The organism is Nocardia vulneris, assembly GCF_001613425.1.
GTDB classification, from domain to species: domain Bacteria; phylum Actinomycetota; class Actinomycetes; order Mycobacteriales; family Mycobacteriaceae; genus Nocardia; species Nocardia vulneris.
The window spans coordinates 153,573-170,177 of record NZ_BDCI01000013.1; the positions used below are offsets into that span (position 1 = coordinate 153,573).

At 65.4% G+C, this 16,605-nt stretch carries 12 protein-coding genes; 7 read left to right on the plus strand and 5 right to left on the minus strand.

Annotation, left to right across the window (positions count from 1 at the left end):
- Positions 1-60: 60 nt before the first annotated feature.
- Positions 61-1,902: a dihydroxy-acid dehydratase gene (gene ilvD, locus NVU01S_RS15960; protein ID WP_043680528.1), complete on the minus strand. Its 1,842-nt coding sequence runs from the start codon at positions 1,900-1,902 to the stop codon at positions 61-63.
- 316 nt (positions 1,903-2,218) lie between these two features.
- Positions 2,219-2,686 (minus strand): PH domain-containing protein, encoded by a 468-nt coding sequence (locus NVU01S_RS15965; protein WP_244467509.1) that lies wholly within the window; start codon positions 2,684-2,686, stop codon positions 2,219-2,221.
- Between the two features lie 450 nt (positions 2,687-3,136).
- Here NVU01S_RS15965 and NVU01S_RS15970 point away from each other — a divergent pair, with 450 nt between their 5' ends.
- From NVU01S_RS15970 to ilvC, 3 genes are read left to right on the plus strand one after another with little or no spacing between them, the layout of a single operon-like run.
- On the plus strand, positions 3,137-5,062 hold the full coding sequence (locus NVU01S_RS15970) for an acetolactate synthase large subunit (protein ID WP_042254052.1): 1,926 nt from the start codon (positions 3,137-3,139) through the stop codon (positions 5,060-5,062).
- Entirely contained in the window at positions 5,059-5,562 is a 504-nt protein-coding gene (gene ilvN / locus NVU01S_RS15975; protein ID WP_014987182.1) for an acetolactate synthase small subunit, read from the plus strand. Before NVU01S_RS15970 ends, ilvN begins: the two co-directional genes overlap by 4 nt.
- Before the next feature lie 50 nt (positions 5,563-5,612).
- Positions 5,613-6,626, plus strand: a complete 1,014-nt coding sequence (gene ilvC / locus NVU01S_RS15980) for a ketol-acid reductoisomerase (RefSeq protein WP_014987181.1) — start codon at positions 5,613-5,615, stop codon at positions 6,624-6,626.
- 60 nt (positions 6,627-6,686) lie between these two features.
- On the opposite strand, the gene NVU01S_RS15985 is transcribed toward ilvC, so the two are convergent.
- The 3 genes from NVU01S_RS15985 to NVU01S_RS15995 all read right to left on the minus strand — a co-directional run bounded on the left by NVU01S_RS15985 (position 6,687) and on the right by NVU01S_RS15995 (position 9,087).
- Positions 6,687-6,983 carry a hypothetical protein gene (locus NVU01S_RS15985; RefSeq protein WP_043680531.1) on the minus strand — a complete coding sequence of 99 codons (297 nt, stop codon included), beginning with the start codon at positions 6,981-6,983 and terminating at the stop codon, positions 6,687-6,689.
- A 310-nt stretch (positions 6,984-7,293) separates the two neighbouring features.
- The gene (locus tag NVU01S_RS15990; protein WP_043680534.1) at positions 7,294-8,514 is read right to left on the minus strand and encodes a cation:proton antiporter; all 1,221 of its coding nucleotides are present in this window, start codon (positions 8,512-8,514) and stop codon (positions 7,294-7,296) included.
- A 153-nt stretch (positions 8,515-8,667) separates the two neighbouring features.
- On the minus strand, positions 8,668-9,087 hold the full coding sequence (locus tag NVU01S_RS15995) for a PPOX class F420-dependent oxidoreductase (protein WP_043680537.1): 420 nt from the start codon (positions 9,085-9,087) through the stop codon (positions 8,668-8,670).
- Between the two features lie 71 nt (positions 9,088-9,158).
- On the opposite strand from NVU01S_RS15995, the gene NVU01S_RS16000 reads away from it, so the two are divergent.
- The 4 genes from NVU01S_RS16000 (at position 9,159) to NVU01S_RS16015 (ending at position 16,576) form a co-directional block, all read left to right on the plus strand.
- Positions 9,159-10,040 carry an AAA family ATPase gene (locus tag NVU01S_RS16000; protein WP_043680540.1) on the plus strand — a complete coding sequence of 294 codons (882 nt, stop codon included), beginning with the start codon at positions 9,159-9,161 and terminating at the stop codon, positions 10,038-10,040.
- Positions 10,041-10,571: 531 nt separating this feature from the next.
- Positions 10,572-11,993 (plus strand): vWA domain-containing protein, encoded by a 1,422-nt coding sequence (locus tag NVU01S_RS16005; protein WP_082032384.1) that lies wholly within the window; start codon positions 10,572-10,574, stop codon positions 11,991-11,993.
- 78 nt (positions 11,994-12,071) lie between these two features.
- The gene (locus NVU01S_RS16010) at positions 12,072-13,628 is read left to right on the plus strand and encodes an ATP-binding protein (RefSeq protein ID WP_244467497.1); all 1,557 of its coding nucleotides are present in this window, start codon (positions 12,072-12,074) and stop codon (positions 13,626-13,628) included.
- The gene (locus NVU01S_RS16015) at positions 13,625-16,576 is read left to right on the plus strand and encodes a Z1 domain-containing protein (protein ID WP_043679661.1); all 2,952 of its coding nucleotides are present in this window, start codon (positions 13,625-13,627) and stop codon (positions 16,574-16,576) included. The genes NVU01S_RS16010 and NVU01S_RS16015 overlap by 4 nt, the downstream gene beginning before the upstream one ends.
- Positions 16,577-16,605 lie beyond the last annotated feature (29 nt).

A 16,605-nucleotide genomic window follows, 5' to 3' on the forward strand; every position in this document is an offset into this window, starting at 1 on the left:
TCCGGCCGCGAAAACGACGATGGCGCCCTCCGCGGAGGGCGCCATCGCTGTTCGCAGGGTTTACGGCACGTAGCGGACTGCGCCCTTGTCGGCCGAGGTGGCGAGCGCGGCGTAGGCGCGCAGCGCGGTGGTGACCGGACGGTCGCGGTTCACCGGCTGCCAGGGGCGTTCGGCGGCTTCCATTTTGGCGCGGCGCTCGGCCAGCACGGCGTCGTCCACCAGCACCTCGAGCGACCGGGTGCTGACGTCGATGCGGATCTGGTCGCCGTTCTCGATCAGGCCGATGGTGCCGCCGCTGGCCGCCTCGGGGGAGATGTGGCCGATGGACAAGCCCGAGGTGCCGCCGGAGAAACGACCGTCGGTGATCAGCGCGCACTGCTTGCCCAGACCCGCGCCCTTGAGGAACGCGGTGGGGTGCAACATCTCCTGCATGCCGGGCCCGCCCGCGGGACCTTCGTAGCGGACGACGAGCACGTCACCGGGCTTGATCGTCTTGTTGAGGATCACCGAGACCGCCTCCTCCTGGGATTCCACGACGAGCGCGGGCCCCTGGAAGGCGAACAGCTCCTCATCGATGCCCGCGGTCTTGAGCACGGCGCCGTCGGGAGCGACGTTGCCGCGCAACACGACCAGGCCGCCCTCCTTCGTGTACGCGTGCTCGATATCGCGGATGCACCCGCCCGCGGCATCGGTGTCGAGCGAGGACCAGCGATTCGCGGTGGAGAACGGTTCGGTCGTGCGCACACCGCCCGGCGCGGCATGGAACAGCTCGACCGCCTCGTCGGAAGCCTTGCCGGAGCGGATATCCCAGGTGTCGAGCCACTCGTCGAAGCTGCGTGAATGCACCGTGCGCACCTCGGTTTCGAGCAGCCCGGCACGGCGCAGCTCGCCCAGGATGGCGGGAATGCCGCCGGCCCGGTGCACGTCCTCCATGTGGTAGTCGGAGTTGGGCGACACCTTGGACAGCGTCGGCACCCGGCGGCTGGTCTCCTCGATGGTGTGCAGATCGAAGTCGATCTCGCCCTCCTGCGCGGCGGCCAGCGTGTGCAGCACCGTGTTGGTGGAGCCGCCCATCGCCACGTCGAGCGCCATCGCGTTGCGGAAAGCCTTGGCATCGGCCACGTTCCGCGGCAGCACCGACGCGTCGTCCTCGCGGTACCAGCGGTTGGCGATATCGACGATCACGGTGCCCGCCCGCTCGAACAGCGCCCGGCGCGCTTCGTGGGTGGCCAGCGTGGAACCGTTGCCCGGCAACGCGAGTCCCAGCGCCTCGGTGAGGCAGTTCATCGAGTTCGCGGTGAACATGCCCGAGCACGACCCGCAGGTCGGACAGGCGGACCGTTCGACCTCGGACAAACCTTCTTCGGACACAGCCTGATTCGCGCTCGCGGAGATCGCGGTGATCAGGTCGGTCGGGGCCTGCGCGACGCCGCCGACCACGACGGCCTTGCCCGCCTCCATCGGTCCGCCGGAGACGAACACCGCCGGAATGTTCAGCCGCATAGCGGCATTCAGCATGCCGGGGGTGATCTTGTCGCAGTTGGAGATGCACACCAGCGCGTCGGCGGTGTGCGCGTTCGCCATGTATTCCACGGAGTCGGCGATGATTTCGCGCGAGGGCAGCGAGTAGAGCATGCCGCCGTGGCCCATCGCGATGCCGTCGTCGACGGCGATGGTGTGGAATTCGCGGGGCACACCGCCGGCGGCCCGTACCGCCTCGGCAACGATCTCGCCGACGTTCTTCAGGTGCACATGGCCGGGCACGAACTGGGTGTAGGAGTTCGCGATGGCGATGATCGGCTTGCCGAAATCGGTGTCGGTCATGCCGGTGGCGCGCCAGAGCGCGCGGGCGCCTGCGGCATTGCGGCCGACGGTGGTGGTGCGTGAACGAAGCGGTGGCATAGAGGGTCCTCGGTCTGGTCGCGGGGGCTGCGGTGCGACGAACGCGGAGCTGGCTCCGCGGCCGTTCCACGGTACTCCCGCGTGGAGGTGGGCTTACTGCCGGTCGGGCGCGGCTCGTGGCCGTCGGCCCGGCCCGTGCCAGGTGGGGCGGTGTCGTGGGTCGCCGCGAGTGGTGGTCGCCGGCGCTGACGGTGTCGCCGGAGGTGCCGGCCCGTCGGGCTCGCGGGGTGCGCGCCGGGACGGATCCGCCCGACGCGGTGACCGCATCGCATAGCCGACAACATCGTAGCGCCGGCCGTTTGTTCCGGCCCGCGCCTTATTGCGCGTTCTTGTCCCCGGGGGTGTTCTCGGCTTTGCCCTCGGCAGCGGTGTTCGTGCTTTCGGCGCTCGCGGTGTCATCACCGGACTCGTCGGCCGATTCCGCGTCCGCCGAATTATCGGCCGGCTCTTCCTTGGGCACCACATACGGATCGGGAATCCACCCGTGCGAGGCCGCCGCCAGATCCCGCACCCGGTCATAACTCACCGCGGGTAATTTCACCTCGGTACCGTCCACCAGATCGGCGCGCACGTATCCACGCTTCGGGATACGCACCCCCTTCAGCTGAGACCAGTCCAGGTGCCGCGAGCCGAATACGGTCCGCAGATCGAGTCCGGCGTCGGACACCGTGGTCTGGGTCCGCTGCACCCAGACGGCCACCGCGACGGGGATCAGCAGCAGCGGCCACAGCCCGGCGGGCCAGCCGACGAACATGAAGAACATGCACATCAGAAGGATGAACACGCCTAGGAAGGCCAGGCGTGGGATGCGGATCACAGTGGCGGTCGAGGCGCTACCCGTATCCGATCCCTCGGTGGCGGTGTGGGACGATTTAGCCGGTGGCACGGACTGATGCGGTGATGACACACCACCATCCTCGCATCCTGGTGAAGGACCCAAGCAGCCGCACTATCCCACATAATGGGAGCTGTTTGACTCTTCGGCCAACGCACACATACCGTCATGCGCGTGAACCGAAACGAGTTGCTCGTAATCGGCCGGCGCGTCCAGCGTTGAGCCTGACTACCTGAGTCGAATACGTCAGCTCGCGTTGCGACGCGCCACCCTCGAACAGCCATGCGCTGTCGGGGGCTTTTTTGTGTTCGGACGAATTGTCCGACAGGGCGAGTCGCAAGACACCGCATGTCAGACACAAATCCGGGGTCAGAACGACAAGCAGTTAGGAACAAGACGGTGAGTGCACCTACCGCACGGCCCGGGCCCTCGGCCCGCAGGCCGGCGCCTGCGGCCCATCAGCCGGGCGCCGGCAGCTCGACGACGCAGGCCAACCGCCGCCAGGTCCCGCCCGAGCGGGTCACCGGCGCGCAGTCGGTCGTCCGTTCGCTCGAAGAGCTCGGCGTCGACACGGTATTCGGCATTCCCGGCGGCGCGATTCTCCCGGTCTACGACCCGCTGTTCGACTCGACCAAGGTGCGCCACGTGCTGGTCCGGCACGAGCAGGGCGCGGGTCACGCCGCGACCGGCTACGCGCAGGCCACCGGCAAGGTCGGGGTCTGCATGGCCACCTCCGGTCCGGGCGCCACCAACCTGGTCACCCCGATCGCCGACGCGCAGATGGACTCGGTGCCGATCGTCGCGATCACCGGGCAGGTCGGTCGCGGACTGATCGGCACGGACGCCTTCCAAGAGGCCGACATCTCCGGCATCACCATGCCGATCACCAAGCACAACTTCCTCATCACCGAGGGCGTGGACATCCCGCGCATCATCGCCGAGGCGTTCTACCTGGCCGCCAGCGGCCGGCCGGGCGCGGTGCTGGTCGACATCCCGAAGGACGTGCTGCAGATGCAGACGACCTTCAGCTGGCCCCCGGAGATGCGGCTGCCCGGCTACCGTCCGGTGACCAAGCCGCACGGCAAGCAGGTGCGCGAGGCCGCGCGGATGATCTTGGAAGCCAAGTCGCCGGTGCTCTACGTCGGCGGCGGCGTGATCAAGGCCGACGCCTCGCCGGAACTGCTGGAACTGGCCGAGCTGACCGGCATCCCCGTGGTCACCACGCTGATGGCGCGCGGCGCGTTCCCGGACAGCCACCAGCTCAACATGGGCATGCCCGGCATGCACGGCACGGTGGGAGCCGTTGCGGCACTGCAACGCTCGGATCTGCTGATCACCCTCGGCGCGCGCTTCGACGACCGGGTCACCGGTCAGCTCGACTCGTTCGCGCCGGACGCCCGGGTGATCCACGCCGATATCGACCCGGCCGAGATCGGCAAGAACCGGCACGCCGACGTCCCGATCGTGGGCGACTGCCGCGAGGTGATCATCGAGCTGATCGAGACACTGAAGGCCGAGCCGACCGCCACGACACCGCTGCTCGATCTGGCCGACTGGTGGAAGTACCTGGACGGCGTGCGCAAGAGCTACCCGCTCGGCTGGACCACGCCCAGCGACGGTTCGCTCTCGCCCGAATTTGTCATCGAGGCCCTGGGCCGCCTGGCCGGGCCCGATGCCGTCTACTGTGCCGGCGTCGGCCAGCACCAGATGTGGGCCGCGCAGTTCATCAAGTACGAAAAGCCGCGCACCTGGCTGAATTCCGGCGGTCTGGGCACCATGGGCTACGCCGTGCCCGCCGCCATGGGCGCCAAGATGGGCGCGCCCGAGAAAGAGGTGTGGGCGGTCGACGGTGACGGCTGTTTCCAGATGACCAACCAGGAGCTGGCCACCTGCGCCGTCGAGGGCGTGCCGATCAAGGTCGCGCTGATCAACAACGGCAACCTCGGCATGGTCCGGCAGTGGCAGACGCTGTTCTACGAGGAGCGCTACTCCAACACCGATCTCGGCACGCACACCCTGCGCATCCCCGACTTCGTCAAGCTCGCCGAAGCCCTTGGCTGCCACGGCATCCGGGTCGAGCGCGAGGAGGACGTGGAGGCCGCGATCCGCGAGGCGCAGGCCATCAACGACCGCCCCGTGGTGATCGACTTCATCGTCGGCAAGGACGCCCAGGTGTGGCCGATGGTCGCCGCGGGCACCAGCAACGACGAGATCATGGCCGCCCGCGGCATCCGCCCGCTGTTCGACGAGGACGAGCAGGCCGCCGAGCCCGCCGTCATCCACGAGGCGATGTCGCACGAAAAGAACAAGGGGAGTGAGCAGTGAGCACGACACACACTTTGAGTGTGCTGGTCGAGGACAAGCCGGGCGTGCTGGCTCGGGTTGCGGCACTGTTCTCGCGCCGCGGGTTCAATATCGAGTCGCTGGCGGTCGGCGGCACCGAGCTGCCGGAGATCTCCCGGATGACCATCGTCGTCACCGTCGAGGACCTGCCGCTCGAGCAGGTCACCAAGCAGCTCAACAAGCTGGTGAACGTCATCAAGATCGTCGAGCAGGACTCCGACACCTCGGTGGCCCGCGAGCTGATCCTGGTGAAGGTGCGCGCGGATGCCAGCGTGCGGACCCAGGTGATCGAGGCGGTTACGCTCTTCCGGGCGAAAGTGATCGACGTCTCCCCGGACGCGCTCACCGTCGAGGCGACCGGCACCCGGTCCAAGCTCGACGCGCTGCTGCGCATGCTGGAGCCGTACGGCATCCGGGAGATCGTGCAGTCCGGTGTGGTCGCCGTCGGCCGTGGGCCGAAGTCGATCACGGCGACGCGCTAGCGCTCACAAATCTCAGACCTATACAGAAAAATCCAGAAGGGAACCAACCAGTGGCAGTCGAGATGTTCTACGACGACGACGCCGACCTGTCGATCATCCAGGGCCGCAAGGTCGCTGTCATCGGCTACGGCAGCCAGGGCCACGCGCACTCGCTGAGCCTGCGCGACTCCGGTGTCGAGGTCCGCGTCGGCCTCGCGGAGGGTTCGAAGTCGCGGCCCAAGGCCGAGGAGGCGGGCCTGACCGTCGGTACGCCGGCCGAGGTTTCGGCGTGGGCCGACGTGATCATGGTGCTGGCCCCCGACACCGCCCAGGCGTCGATCTTCACCAACGACATCGAGCCCAACCTGAAGGACGGCGACGCGCTGTTCTTCGGCCACGGCCTCAACATCCACTTCGGTTTGATCAAGGCGCCGGAGTTCATCACCGTCGCGATGGTCGCGCCGAAGGGCCCGGGCCACCTGGTGCGTCGTCAGTTCGTCGACGGCAAGGGCGTGCCCGCGCTGATCGCGGTCGACCAGGATCCGAAGGGTGAGGGTCAGGCGCTGGCCCTGTCCTACGCGAAGGCGATCGGCGGCGCGCGCGCCGGCGTCATCAAGACCACCTTCAAGGAAGAGACCGAGACCGACCTGTTCGGCGAGCAGGCCGTGCTCTGCGGCGGCACCGAGGAACTGGTCAAGACCGGTTTCGAGGTCATGGTCGAGGCCGGTTACGCGCCGGAGATGGCGTACTTCGAGGTGCTGCACGAGCTCAAGCTCATCGTCGACCTGATGTACGAGGGCGGCATCGCCCGGATGAACTACTCGGTCTCCGACACCGCCGAGTTCGGTGGCTACCTGTCGGGCCCGCGGGTCATCGACGCCGACACCAAGAAGCGGATGCAGGACATCCTCAAGGACATCCAGGACGGCACCTTCGTCAAGCGCCTCGTCGCCAACGTCGAGGGTGGCAACAAGGAGCTCGAGGGTCTGCGCAAGCAGAACGCCGAGCACCCGATCGAGGTCACCGGCGCCAAGCTGCGCGGCCTGATGAGCTGGGTCGACCGGCCGATCACCGAAACCGCGTAGGCTTCCGACTGCGCGTGGCCCGGCACCCGAATGGTGCCGGGCCACCGTCGTTTCCGGGGACTAGCTGCTGCCGAACAGGCCGTGCGGGCGGTTCTGGCGGAACTGCCAGAACGGGTCGTCGTGCCTGCCGCGGTCGAACGGGCCGTTGTTGCAGCGCCAGTTCTCGAACGGGCCGAAATCGCAGTTGTGGTTGTGGTGCGGCCGGTGCCGGACCTCGGTGACGCCCGGCCCGGCGATGTTCGCGTCCGCCGAGGCCGGAATGGCCATGGCGGTCAACGGAACAGCGACGATCGCACCGGCGACGGCGGCCCGGGCCAGCAGACGCCGCGACGGCGTGGACTTGATGGTGGAGAACAACGTGGATCCTTTCACTCTGCGGCGAACTGTGCGTTCACCATCCCCCGGCTGCGGTCTGCCCACGTCACACAGCGGTCGCTGACATGCGCGCCGCGAACAGGTCGGGATCAACTGTGTCGCCGCTACTTCGCGAGGCGCCCCCGGCATACCCGGCGCAGCACCGACTGCACGGTCTCACTCTCGCGCATCCGGTGCGCGACGTCACGGGTGTTGTCCCCATTCCGGAGAATTTCAGTCATTGGTATTAGGGGTTAACCCCCATACACGGATCGGCCGGGGCCCAAGCGAACTCGGGCAGTGCGGGGCCGGGTCAATTATGCGCGTCGGCTATTCCCTTGTCGCGCCGGCGCTTACCGAGACGTTCCGCGATCAGCGGCGCTCCGATGCCGTGCAGGATCACGCTGCCGACGACCACCACCAGGGTCACGCCGATCACGAGGAACGCGTCGTCATCGTTGCGCAAGCCGTTGAAGGCCAGCAGCGCGAACACGATCGACGCCACACCGCGCGGCCCGAGCAGGCCGATCATGAGCCGCTCCCGCCTGGTGAACGGCGAACCGAGCAACGAGAGCGCGACCGGCACCGAGCGCACCAGCGTCAACGCGAGCAGCCCGTAGACGATGACCTGCCAGCTCAGCCAGGACAGCGTCGCCGCCGCCACATTGCCGACGATGAACCACATTGCCAGGCCGGAGAATTCGGCGACGTCCTCGGTCGATTGCAGTGGCTCGCCGGGCAGTTCGTGCCGGGTCGTGCTGTAGGCGATGCCCGCCAGGAAGGCGGCCACGAATCCGTTGCCGTCGAGCCAGACCGCGACGCTGTAGGTGAGCACGGGGATCGCGATCGTCCCGATGCGCACGGCGCGCGCGTCCGTCCAGCGTTTGCGGGCGGCGAAGGTCATGCAATATCCGGCCAGCGCCCCGATGGACAGTCCGATGAGGATCGATTTCACCACCGCGGGCACCGCGTGACCGAGGGCGTTCAGCGCCTGGTCGGAGTCCGCGCTGGCCTCCGCCGCGGCCAGCGCGAACAGGAAGATCGGCGCGACGAGCCCGTCGTTGAATCCGCTCTCCACGTTGAGCGCGTGCCGAACCCGTTCCGGCACCCGCAGATCCCGCACGATCGCCTGCGCGGGCACCAGGTCGATCGGGATCACGATGCACGCGATCAACAGCAGTACGGTCCACGAAACACCCGGCAGCAGCACGAATCCGAGCAGATACGCGGCACCGAGGCTCAGCGGGAAGGCGAGGAAGAGCAGTCGGAAGATCCCGGTGTGCCGCCGCCCGGACAGGCCGTCGCGCACCTCGGTCGCATCGGTGAAAAGAAACAGCGCCAAGATGAATTCGACGATCCGCTGCGCCGTGTCGGTGTTGATCGCCGCGGTCAGCCAGTGGTCGCTGCTCCAGCTGACCACCGCGCCGACCACCACCATTGCCAGCGGTGCGGTCACCTTCCAGCGCGCCATCGTCCGGGACAGGCACGACCAGATCAGGATGACCGTCATCGTCGCGGCGATCGCAATGAACATGAGTCTCCCGATTCCGGCCCATGAGCGGGTGCCGACCGCTGCACAGTCGCCTGCCCGTTGACAGCAAACGACGAGCTTACTCGGGGCGGGGCGGTTCCCTGCGGTCCAACTCGGGAATTCATGATCAACGGCACAGGACGGGCGTCGTGCGCCTCAGCTGACGTTGCGTGACTCTCCGTCCGGATTGGCGGGGTCGAGGTGCCAGCTCTTGATCCGGCGGGGGTGGATGCGGATGATGTCGTTCGAGAACCAGTCCGGCGCGACCGGCGGCACGTCCACCGTCAGCGTTTCCACCACGCCGCGGATCTCGATGCCGCGACCCCAGCCGGGTTTGACGGCGCCCGGCTCGTCCGGCGTCATGTCGTCGATCAGCAGGCTGACCCGCGGGTTCCCGAGAATGTTCTTGTACCTTTGCGTCGCAACATGATTCGGCCCGCCGATATCGATGGTGTCGTCCGCGTTGAGCCGGAACCCCAAGGCGGTGAGCTGCGGTGCGCCCTTGGCGGAGACGGTGGCGAGGCGGGCCAGCTGCTGACCGGCGAGATAGGCGCGTTCGGCGTCGGTGAAGATCATGGCTCGACCGTAGAACCTCGAGTGCGGTTCAGTTCAAGCCCTGGTAGCGGGGCGTTCTAGACTGGCTACCGATGAGTAAGTTCTTCGACTCCGTCGACGCGGTCACGCAGCGGCTCACCGAGGCCGGGTACCTTCCGTCCCTCGATATCGCCACCGCGGTCTTCCTCGCCGGGCACCTCGGCAAGCCCCTCCTGATCGAGGGGCCGGCCGGCGTCGGCAAAACCGAGCTCGCCAAGGCCGTCGCCGCCGCGGCGACCGCCGACCTCATCCGGCTGCAATGCTACGAAGGCATCGACGAGGCCCGTGCCCTCTACGAGTGGAACCACGCCAAACAGCTGCTGCGCATCACCTCCGAACGCGAAGACTGGGACAGCACCCGCGACCACGTCTTCACCGACGAGTTCCTGCTCGCCCGCCCGCTGCTCGCCGCCATCCGCAACCCGGACCCCACCGTGCTGCTCATCGACGAACTCGACAAAGCCGATGTGGAACTCGAAGGCCTACTGCTCGAGGTCCTCGGCGACTATCAGGTCAGCATCCCCGAACTCGGCACCATCACCGCGGTCCGCGCGCCGTTCGTCCTCGTCACCTCCAACGCCAACCGCGACCTCTCCGACGCCCTGAAACGCCGCTGCCTGTACCTCCACATCGACTACCCCACAGCCGAATTGGAGCGAGCCATCGTCCGGATGAAGGTGCCGGAACTCGACGAAGCCCTCGGCGAACCCGTGGTGCGGGTCGTCGGCGCACTGCGCGAACTGTCGTTGCGCAAGCCGCCGTCCGTCGCCGAAACCGTCGACTGGGCACGGACTCTCGTCGCGCTGGGCGCGCGCGCCGTCACCGGCAACGTGATTCGCTCGACGCTCGGTGTGCTGCTGAAATATCAAGCGGACCACCGGATTGCGAGCGAGAAGTTGGGGTTGGGGGAGTCGGACGAAGGTGCGTCGAGATGACTGTCCGTGTGCTCGTTCTTCACCCGCCTCGCTGGCTCCGCACACATTCACCGGCTGCTCGCAGCGAAAGCGGCTACCTCGCCGCGGCAATGCGCCGGGCTGACCGTGCCGCCTCGGTCGGCCCGACCGCCTTCGGCGCCAACGCTTCCCGCTGCATCGACGGGCCCCGCAGTGGAGTGCCTGCCCGGGAAAGGCCGGCGGCATGACCTCCTCCACGCGGCGAGGGCGTCCTGCTGCGCGACCTCCCGAGACGATGACGGACCGTCTGGTCGAGTTCGTGGGGCTGCTGCGGGATCACACCATCACCGCGGGCCCCGGCGAAACCCTCGATGCCGCAGCGACAATGCGTCAGGCGGGCCGTAGTGCTGCAGCGACTACCGGTCGAGGCGTGCGCCTGGCCGCTCGTGGATCGAATTTGTGCACTATCGGGTGTACGGGTGGGCTTTGTTGCCGTAGATGTGGGGGCGGTGCAACCGCCCTCCGTGGTGCCGACGCAGCCCGCAGGAGCGAGCCCGTCCGCAGGATGGCGGCATGACCTCTTCCGCGCGGCGAGGCGACACCGCACCGCAACCTCCCGAGACGATGACGGACCGTCTGGTCGAGTTCGTGGGCCTGCTGCGGGATCACGGCATCACCGCCGGCCCCAGCGAAACCCTCGACGCCGCAGCGGCAATGGTCGCGCTCGGCCTGTCCGACCGTAATCGGCTGCGGTCCGGGATGGCGGCATGCCTGCTGCGCCGCAACGGCCAGCGCGCCGTCTTCGACCAGCTCTTCGACCTCTACTTCCTGACCACCGAGCAGCCGCAGGCCTCGACACCCGCCACCCCGGAATCCATTGCTGCGCTGCGGGATCGCCTGGTGGCCGCGCTGGTCGACGACGATCCCGAAGCCGCCGCCGAACTCGCCCGCCAGGCGCTCACCGAACTCGGCGCCTACGGGGGAGCGGGCTCCGGACAATCCACCACGCCCGTCACCACCGCGTCCGGCGCAGGCTGGTCCTCCTACCTGACCATGAAATCCCTTCGCCCCGAAGAGCTCGTGGACCGCATCGTCGCCGGCATGGGCGGCTCGTCACCCCTGGACAGCACCGTCCACACCATCGAAGCCAACCGCCGCCTCAACCGATTCCGCACCGCCGTCCAATCCGAGGCCCGCCTGCGCTCCGCCCAACTGCGCGGCACCGAATACATTGCCCGCCGCGGCGTCGACACCAGCTCCGACCAGATCGATTTCCTCGGCGCCCGCGAACAGGACCTCGCCGAAATGCGCCGCTTGGTAAACCCTTTGGCCCGCAAACTAGCCACCCGCCTCGCCGCCCGCCGCCGCAAATCCGTCCGCGGCCACATCGACATGCGCCGCACCCTGCGCCGCTCCATGGCCACCGGCGGCGTCCCCATCGACCCCGTCCTGCGCGCCCGCAAACACGGCCGCCCCGACCTCGTAGTCCTCGCCGACCTCTCCGGCTCCGTCACCGGCTTCTCCGAGTTCACCCTCCACCTCGTCCAAGCCCTGCAAGACCAATTCACCAAGGTCCGCAGCTTCGGCTTCATCGACACCTGCGACGAAATCACCCCCCACTTCACCCCCGGCGACCCACCCACCCCCCACCTGGCCGCCCGAATCATCCGCGAAGCCAACGTATCTCGCTACGGCAGCTCCAACTACGGCGAGGCGTTGCAGGGCTTCGTGGACCAGTACCTCGAATCCCTGGGCCCCCGCACCTCGCTGCTCATCCTCGGCGACGCCCGCACCAACCGCACCAACCCCAACCTCGAAGCCCTACAACTCATGCGCGACCGAGCCAAGTATGTCTACTGGCTGAACCCAGAACCCTCCCGCTCCTGGTCCACGGGCGACTCCGCCGCCGAGGTGTACGCGGAGCGCGTGACGATGCACGAGTGCCGGAATGTAAAGCAGTTAGCCGAGGTCATAGGACGTTTGTTGCCGACTTGAGCATGTTCGTAACGATGGGCATACGTTGGCGGATCTTCCACTAAAGTTCTGTACTCGAACTGTGGTGGTGGAGTGATCGTGGGGTTGGCGATGACGGCAGAGTGGCAATTCGACGTCCCGACGGCAGGGACCAAGTACTTGCCGCCGGACTCGCGGTATATGGACGCACTGACCAGTCAGGGATATGGCTTCGAGGCCGCGATTGCCGATCTGATCGACAACTCGATAGATGCGGGCGCGAACGACGTCGTCGTGCACTTCTTGCGAGACGGTGACAACCTTGTCAGCCTGCTTGTCATCGATGACGGCCACGGGATGGCCGACGAAGAACTCGACGTCGCGATGACGGTGGGTGGCCGCCGCAATTACGCTGCCAACGCGCTCGGCATGTTCGGGACCGGCCTGAAGTCCGCCTCGCTGAGCCAGGCGTCTGCGGTAACCGTGACGAGCAGAACGCGCAAAACCCGCCCAGCCGGTCGACGGTGGGAGATGGACCGTGCTCGTGACGGGTTCCAATGCGACATCGTCGAGCCCCGTTACGCCCAGTCACTGATCGACCGCTATAACGGTTGCCCGATCATGTGGCACGGTACGGTGGTTCGTTGGGACGGAGTCAAGAACTTTCCACAGCACGGCGGTGGTGGACAAACCGACCGCTACCTCCATCGCACGATCAACAAGCTGGGGTTGCATCTCGGCCTGCAACTGCATCGGTTCCTGCTCCGAGCAGACTTCAACATAACCATCGCTGTCGAGGACATCCGGACAGGCGACGTTTACATGAATTTCGGCGTTGTGCCGCTCGATCCCTTCGGCTATCCCGTGAGCGGACACCCCGGCTATCCCCGGACTTTTGTGGCCGAGATTCCATCCATCGGCCCGCTGGAGTTGCGCGCCCATGTCTGGCCTGCGAAGTCTTCGCTGGACGAGTACAAGTCGGTTGGCTCTGTCCTGGACCGCCAGGGTTTCTATTTCTATCGCCACGGCAGGCTGGTCCAGGCCGGCGGGTGGAACAACTTTCGGCAGCCTGAGCAACACCTCTCGCTCGGGCGAGTCGATATCGACCTGCCCACGGACAGCCGCGATGTGCTGCGGCTGAGTGTGAAGAAGGAGGGTGTCGAGGCGTCCCCGGAGTTCGTGTCGGCTGTCGAGGACGCTCGTGACTCAGATGGCCGTCTCTTCGCCGAGTTCGTGCTCGATGCTCAGACGGTCTATCGGGAAGCTCGAAAACGCTCGGGCACTCACCGGCGGCCAGTGATACCGCCCGGCGTTGGATTCGCACCGGCAGTTCGTGAAGCAATCGAAGAAGAACTGCCGCTGATACCAGGCGAGCAGCCGATCACCATTCAATGGCGCAAATTGGCCGGCGATGTCTTCTTCGAGGTAGATCGCGATCGGCGGATGATCGCGCTCAACCGCCGCTATCGAACAGCCATCCTCGGCGGGCGGCGCGGAACCCTCAACGATGCACCGATGCTGAAGTCGTTGCTGTTCTTCCTGCTTCATGAGGTGTTCGAGAAGGAGTTCAGTGGATCACGGGTCAAAGACAATCTTCAGCTATGGCAGTCGGTTCTGGTCGCAGCCGCGCGAGCAGAAATGGACCAAATCGACGACGACGCTGGAGATTCCGAATGACCGACCTCGAAGCGCTGCGACTCGCGCTGCACGGCGCTGTTGTCGCGGACATGGGCGCAAGCAGACCGAAGAAGCTCGTTCGCGCCATGGAGTATCAGGCCGAAGACATGGGTCCTGAGGCATCGTTGTTGGCGAATGAAGACGATTTTCGCCAATCGCTGTTCATCGCGTCACCCGGTGACCGACTGGTGGGTATGTGGCGAAAACTGTTGACGCAGTGGGATTTTGTCCAGCAACCGCAGTGGTCGACCGCGCCGTCGAGGACAGACGAACGGCGAGCAGATATCTATCGCCTCCTCGGAGTCGAGCGTGGGACTCACAAGCTGCTCGAAGCGTTGATACCGGTAGCGATCGCGGCGCCTCCTGTTGTAATCAGCGATAAGTTCATACCGTGGTACACGCCGCAGTCGCAGCAAGGGAGGCCGTGGTATTGGCCCTCGTACGAAGGTGTGTTGCGGCGAAAAGGTTGGTCCGAGGAAGCGATCGCGGGTCTGGACCTGGCCACTGACCGTGTCGTCGAGCGGCTGGCGGATCCCACGCGGTCTGAGGCATACCAGTCGAAGGGTCTCGTCGTCGGGTACGTCCAGTCGGGGAAAACTGCGAACTTCACCGGCGTGATCGCCAAGGCAATCGATGCCGGCTACCGCTTGGTCATTGTGCTCGGCGGCACCCTCAACCTTCTCCGCGGTCAGACGCAGCGGAGGCTGGACATGGAACTCGTCGGTCGAGAGAACATCTTGCGCGGCGCCAACGAGTTCGAGTCCGACTATGCCGATGATCCTGCGTGGATCAAGCGGAGATTTGTCGAATTCGGCAGTCTCCCTTCATCCTTGGCGGCCTTCGATATAGTCCGTATGACGACCCGTAACGATGATTACAAGAGCCTGCTGCAAGGCATCATCGCGCTCGAGTTCGAGAAGCAGGAGCCTGCGTTACCGCTCTACGACACCAGGAACCTGCACCGATCATCGGCTCGCCTCATGGTGGTCAAGAAGAACAAGTCTGTGCTTGCCAAGCTGGTCAAAGATTTGAACAAGATAAAGACACCATTGACCGAGATCCCCGTACTGATCATCGATGACGAGTCGGACGAGGCCTCCGTCAATACCTCGCGGCCCAAGTCCGACGCCGATCGTACGGCTATCAATCAGAAGGTCTCGGACTTGCTCACGATGCTGCCGCGTGCGCAGTACGTCGGCTACACGGCAACGCCCTACGCGAACGTTTTCATAGATCCGAGTGATACCGCAGATATTTTCCCGAAGGACTTCATCGTCTCACTGCCACGTCCGGACGGTTACATGGGCGCGAGCGACTTCCATGATCTCGACTCGGAGATAGCGGAAGCTGAACGCACAGTGTCCAACTCGAACGAGATGGCGCACGTACGTGATGTCTTCATCGAATCCGATGACGATACCGCGTGCTTGCAGCAGGCGATCGACATGTTCGTACTGACGGCCGCTATGAAGCTGTATCGTGAGGACAAAGGCGGACTCGGGGACCGCTACTTCATGCATCACACGATGCTGATCCACGAATCCAGTTGGATCGATGTCCATCGAGAGCTTCTCGGCCGTGTCACCAAATTGTGGTGGGACGCAGGGTATCTAGGATCTGCGGGCCATGAACGACTGCGCACGTTGTTCGATGATGATGTGGCACCGGTGTCAGCCGCACGTAGCGAAGGGCTTGCTGTTCCCGGCACCTACGACGAGTTGATGCCCTACGTTGGTCCCGCTGCTGTTCGTATCGGCGGTGACGATAAGCCCATCATCGTCGTCAACGGTGACAAGGATATCGAGACCGGCGAGGCGGACTTCGACAAGCGTTCTATCTGGAAGATCCTCATCGGCGGTCAGAAGCTGTCCCGCGGGTTCACCATCGAAGGTCTTACGGTCTCTTATTTTCGACGCAAAGCCACCAACGTCTCGGCCTTGATGCAGATGGGGCGATGGTTCGGATTCCGCGAGGGCTACCGGGATCTGGTTCGGTTGTATATCGGCAGAGAAGAAGCCGGTGCGAACAACAAGGGAATCGACCTTTATCAGGCATTCGAAGCTGTCTGTCTGGATGAGGAAAGCTTCCGCAGCGAGTTGGAACAGTACGCAGTGCTCATTGACGGGGAACCTCAGGTGACGCCTGCGCAGGTGCCACCGCTTGTCGCACAGCATCTTCCATGGCTAAAGCCCACGAGTCCGAACAAGATGTACAACTCCAGGCTGGTCGAGATCCAGAGTGCAGGACAGTGGGAGGAACCCACCGCGTATCCGACTGCGGTGCCTGACCTGCGGCAGAACACACAACTCTGGTTGCCGGTGATCGAGTCGCTGTCCATCGACGCTGTCCCCTTGGCCTACAACTTCGCGGACGGCAAGAAGCACGGGTTTCCTGCTCTAATAGGCAGACTCGATGCAACCGAGTTTCTCGACCTGGCCGGCGGCTTGAAGTGGCGTGCCGCAAATCAGTTTGCCCCCCATCTCGAGTACCTGCGCCAGATTACCGCCGGGCGCAACCGCCTGGTCGATGATTGGGTGGTCCTGGCACCGCAGCTTCTTCGGGGAAGCAATCGAATTGGACTAGGCTCTACCGGGCGCCGCTTCTCATGGTTCGGACGCGACCGACGCCGGGACCCTCTCTTCGGTGTGATCAGTGACCCGAAGCACCGCGCCGTCGCTTACAGAATCGCTGGGGCACTGAGCGATTCCAACGATCTGCACACCGAGCACCTGGTCGGAACGCGACGTGGTGTCGTGGTGCTCTACCCGGTCATCGAGCCCAAACACCATGCCGAAGCGTGCGCAGTCGCACCATTCGATCCGGGGCATGTGGTTATGGCGTTCACCTTCGTTGCCCCGGCGGATGCGCGGCATGGTGACGATCGTGTTGTCAGATTCACCACTATCGATACCTCGAAGGACGCTGCGATCATCGAATCTATTGATTAGTTGGCTGTTTGGGACTACTGGCGGCACCG